This is a genomic window from Agrococcus sp. HG114, from assembly GCF_024723325.1.
Lineage (GTDB): Bacteria > Actinomycetota > Actinomycetes > Actinomycetales > Microbacteriaceae > Agrococcus.
In genome coordinates this window covers 1-392 of the sequence record NZ_JANQCH010000297.1, presented here as the reverse complement: position 1 = coordinate 392, position 392 = coordinate 1, and the positions used below count along the sequence as shown (strand labels likewise).

The 392-nt window shown below is 43.6% G+C and carries 1 pseudogene; it reads left to right on the top strand.

The features are described from left to right. Nucleotides 1-14: 14 nt before the first annotated feature. Nucleotides 15-392 (top strand): annotated as a pseudogene (locus NWP09_RS13320) (tripartite tricarboxylate transporter permease); the annotation flags it as partial.

Below are 392 nucleotides of genomic sequence, written 5' to 3'. Positions count from 1 at the left end.
TATTAGGAGAGCTTATGTCCAGCCGGATTAAAGATCCCGTTAAAAGAGCATCGAGAGCCATTTCTTCGATGGACGCACTGACAAATGCTACTTATATTGCCGGTACGCTAATCCCGCTTATTGCTTTGGGGATTCCGCTCTCTCCTGTGGCGATTGGCCCGGGAAATGCATTGTTTAACGCGCCGCCTGTATTTGATTTAGATCATAATATGCATCATATTCTAAGCAGGTCGGATTTTATCTGGGCCATTCTGGTTGGCGCTATTGTTGCTTTAGGCTTAACGTATTTTATTGTGGTGAAATTCTCCCAGGAGATTTGTGCTTTTGTGTTTAAATGGGTGCCCCATGAGGCAATTTTAGGCTTGTTTTTTGGGCTTGTGTTATTATTGTCC